Source organism: Serratia microhaemolytica, assembly GCF_004011885.1.
GTDB lineage: Bacteria > Pseudomonadota > Gammaproteobacteria > Enterobacterales > Enterobacteriaceae > Serratia_G > Serratia_G microhaemolytica.
In genome coordinates, this window is record NZ_SBEF01000072.1 from 1 (window position 1) to 4210 (window position 4210).

Genomic DNA, 4210 nt, shown 5'->3' on the forward strand with positions numbered 1-4210 from the left:
GGCGCGCACCGTTTTGCCATAAACCGCTGGCCGACGGTGACGAAGTCGCCACCGTGGTTGGCCCGCCGGGCGAAGAGATTTTCGTCAACGAACACGGCGAAATCAAAGTCCATTTTCACTGGAACCGCTACGACAAACCGGACGACCGCGCCTCGTGCTGGGTGCGAGTAGCACAAGCCTGGAACGGCAACGGCTACGGCTTTATCGCCATCCCACGCATTGGCCAAGAGGTGATCATCTCCTACCTCAACGGCGACATCGACCGGCCGATCGTCACCGGCTGCACCTACAACGCGCTGAATGATCCCCCGCTCAACCTACCAGAGGAAAAGACGCGCACCACGCTACGCACCCAAACCCACAAAGGCAAAGGCTTCAACGAACTGCGCTTTGAGGATGCCAAAGGCTTGGAAGAGGTTTATCTCCACGCGCAGAAGGATATGAATCTGGAGGTGTTGCATAACCGCAGTACCCACATCGGCCATGATGAGGCGCTACTGGTCACGCATGATCGCAAAGTGACGGTAGAAGGCAACCAGGATCACAAAACCACCGGCAATGTCGTCACCTTGATTGGCGGGGCATTACATCTGCAGGTGAAGGGGGATCGGGTAGAAAAAATCGAGGGGGTCACGACGCTTAAAGCCAGCGATGAAATAGTGATTGATAGTGATAGCAAAATTACCTTTCGTTCCGGCAGCAGTTCTATCACTCTGCATGCAGGCGGTGTGAATATCAACGCGCCTGTGGTCACGATTAACTCCGGTGGCAACCCCGGTGCGGTGCGTTATCCAGACGCCCCGAGTGTGTTGGAGGGTATATCTAATCCCTATAGCCAAAGCAGAAACGGCAACATACTGCAACACCAGCCACCCGAGATAGCACCACCGGCACTGACTAAAGTGTTCTATACGCAGGAGGCACAAAAGCAGGCTGCACCGCAGATGAGCCATCAGGTTAAGCTGTTGGCACTGAACAACAATAACGTTGTGTTAAAGGATATCCCTTGGCAGTTCATTTTTGCTGATCAAGCAAAAAATCAGCAGGGCAAAACCGATATGGCGGGCGAAACCTGGCGTATTGTCAGCCCTCATGCTGAGCCGGTATCGGTGCTGGTCGGTAAGTTGGCGGCAAGTTATCAACGGCGTGGCGGCCATTTTGGTTCGTTAAAAAACACCGCCTCACGCATGATCCACCTGGAAACTGCAAGCGGTACACCCACCAAGGCAGTGCCCTATTGCGGCGGCTATGATTACATCACGGTGGTGGGGGCACGCACTGCCCCAAACGATTACAGCCTGCGCGGTTTATTCGGCCTGCGTGAAGAAAGTTTGGGTAATCAATACCGTTTTATTAACGCCGGGTTGCGCCAGTTGCGTGAATTCCCCGCCAGCAGCCAAGGTGATCAGGCTCAACAGCGCATTATGGTGGTATTCCAGCATGGCTATACCGAGCAGGATATTGGCCGTATCAACCAATACACCAAGAAGTTAAACGCTCGGATAGTGTATGTAAAAAACAAACAGGCGTTAATTGCCTTTCTCAACTTGCGCCAACAGAAGCAGCGGCTAATCAAGAAACTGGTGTTTTTTAGCCACGGGGTGATCAATAAAACCAGCTTCCACTATGCCAGTGAGGGGCGGCTGGAGGAGGGGGAGTTTACCCTGGCGGATATTGCTGCTGTGGAGGAGGCGATTTTTGATCATGATGCCGAGGTGATCAACTACGCCTGCCGTAACGGTATCTCGGTGGATGGCAGTGATCTCACCGGCCAGTCTGCCGGGCAGCAACACAGCCCAGCACAAAAGATGGCCGATCAGTGGGATGTGAAGGTACACGCCTTTGAGATGCGTTCTAATTATGCGCTGGCCTACGGCACCGATGCCGAGATTAAATTAGCGCAAGGCTATAACAGCGTGATCAAAAACTATGAGATGGCACTGAAAGCCTATGATATCGCACTGGCCAGCGGCCAGCACGGTATCCGCCCGCCGGCTAAACCGGACAATTATGAGGAGAATGTCAGACGCTATCACGATCTGAAAGCACGAGAAAAAAATAAAGATACCGGCCAAGGGGGGCCAATTGCACCAAACGGTGCCTGGCACCTTCCGCAAACCGGTGACAGCCCACAGGGCTTAAAAACCGGCTTACAACTGTACCAACCGTTGGAGTGGCAAGTATGACAATCGGCAAAAAGCGCTGGGCGCTTCTGGCAGCGGGGCTGCTGTGTATTTTATTAACGTTAGGAGGCTACTATATGTTAACCCGACCGTACCAAATGGCGATTTCGGTGGTTCCAGAAAGTATGGATGATCCGGAATGGCCGAGTAAAAAGCAGTGGTTTGATGCCAGTGAGTGGTTGAAAAGTGGGCAGTATATCAAGATCAATGATTTTGATCTGTTAAATCTTGGCTATATCAAAATTGATGATGTTAATGATTTTGGTCTTGAACGCCAGTTACGGCGTGCGATCCAGGAAACTGCATGGCCTACCCCCACACTGGCTGCACTAGGCCGCTTAGACTCGCAAGAGTTTCATAAGGTGATGAAAGGGCGGCTAACGTATGAGTACCTCTACAGCACGTTTGAGAAAGAGACATTAACCCCCACCGAGGACTATTTTTTGATCTTCTTTAGCGAACAAGGCCGGGACTACGAGGTAGAAATCTATCGCACACCGTTCCAGGATGACTTTACGTTTTACAAAATGGGCGATATCGAGAAAGCCGGTACTTGGCATGCTGCTTTGAGCCGTCGCTACTCCTACCGCGATTATCAGGCGGGTAAAGCGGTGCCTCAGCGGTGAGTGGGGGGATCACTCTACCTGCGTGACGATCGCCCCTGACACCAACCGGTGACAACCGACACCGGTTTACCACCTTATCAACCGTTGGCGTGGCAACTATGACAATCGGCAAAAAGCGCTGGGCGCTTCTGGCAGCGGGGCTGCTGTGTATTTTATTAACGTTAGGGGGCTACTATCTGTTAACCCGACCGTACCAAATGGCGATTTTTGTCACACCAGAGAGCATGGATGACCCGGAATGGCCGAGTAAAAAGCAGTGGTTTGATGCCAGTCAATGGTTAAAAAGCGGGCAATATATCAAGATCAACGATTTTTATCTGTTAAATCTTGGCTATATCAAGATTGATGATGTTAATCATTTTGGTATCGAAGGAGAATTGCAAGATGCGATCCATGAAACAGTATGGGCTGAACCTACACTGGCACGGCTGGATCGTATGGATTTTCTGGAGTTTCATAAAGAGATGAAAGGGCGGCTAACGTATGAGTATCTCTATAGCAAGTTTGATACCAGGACATTAACCCCTACCGAGGACTATTTTCTGATTTTCTTTAGCGAACAAGGCCGGGACTACGAGGTAGAAATCTACCGTACACCGTTCCAGGATGACTTCACGTTTTACAAAATGGGCGATATCGAGAAAGCCGGTACTTGGCATGCTGCTTTGAGCCGTCTCTACTCCTACCGCGATTATCAGGCGGGTAAAGCGGTGCCCTAATGGTGAGGGGGGGGATCACTCTACCTGCGTGACGATCGCCCCTGACACCAACCGGTGACAACCGACACCGGTTTACCACCTTATCAACCGTTGGCGTGGCAACTATGACAATCGGCAAAAAGCGCTGGGCGCTTCTGGCAGCGGGGCTGCTGTGTATTTTATTAACGTTAGGAGGCTACTATCTGTTAACCCGACCGTACCAAATGGCGATTTCGGTGGTTCCAGAAAGTATGGATGATCCGGAATGGCCGAGTAAAAAGCAGTTGTTTGATGCCAGTCAATGGTTAAAAAGCGGGCAATATATCAAGATCAACGATTTTTATCTGTTAAATCTTGGCTATATCAAGATTGATGATATCAATAGTTTTGGTATCGAAGGAGAATTGCAAGATGCGATCGATGAAACAGTATGGGCTGAACCTACACTGGCACGGCTGGATCGTATGGATTTTCTGGAGTTTCATAAAGAGATGAAAGGGCGGCTAACGTATGAGTATCTCTATAGCAAGTTTGAGAAAGAGACATTAACCCCTACCGAGGACTATTTTCTGATTTTCTTTAGCGAACAAGGCCGGGACTACGAGGTAAGGGTGCGCCGCACGCCGTTCCAGGATGACTTCACGTTTTACAAAATGGGCGATATCGAGAAAGCCGGTACTTGGCATGCTGCTTTGAGCCGTCT

General features: G+C 50.6%; 4 protein-coding genes. All 4 read left to right on the forward strand.

Annotated features, from left to right (window positions below):
* Positions 1-2186, forward strand: a 2186-nt coding sequence (locus EOJ37_RS14890) for a type VI secretion system Vgr family protein (protein WP_240651723.1), incomplete at its 5' end; no start/stop codon positions are given.
* Positions 2183-2809 carry a hypothetical protein gene (locus EOJ37_RS13660; RefSeq protein ID WP_127960442.1) on the forward strand — a complete coding sequence of 209 codons (627 nt, stop codon included), beginning with the start codon at positions 2183-2185 and terminating at the stop codon, positions 2807-2809. The genes EOJ37_RS14890 and EOJ37_RS13660, both read left to right, overlap by 4 nt.
* Before the next feature lie 98 nt (positions 2810-2907).
* Positions 2908-3528 carry a hypothetical protein gene (locus EOJ37_RS13665; protein WP_127960443.1) on the forward strand — a complete coding sequence of 207 codons (621 nt, stop codon included), beginning with the start codon at positions 2908-2910 and terminating at the stop codon, positions 3526-3528.
* 104 nt (positions 3529-3632) lie between these two features.
* A partial coding sequence (locus EOJ37_RS13670) for a hypothetical protein (RefSeq protein ID WP_127960444.1) occupies positions 3633-4210 on the forward strand: 578 nt, incomplete at its 3' end.

What these genes read in the sequence shown, in the direction of transcription:
- EOJ37_RS13660 (WP_127960442.1), top strand. Translation starts at nt 2,183, where the DNA reads ATGACAATCGGCAAAAAGCGCTGGGCGCTTCTGGCAGCGGGGCTGCTG.
- EOJ37_RS13665 (WP_127960443.1), top strand. Translation starts at nt 2,908, where the DNA reads ATGACAATCGGCAAAAAGCGCTGGGCGCTTCTGGCAGCGGGGCTGCTG.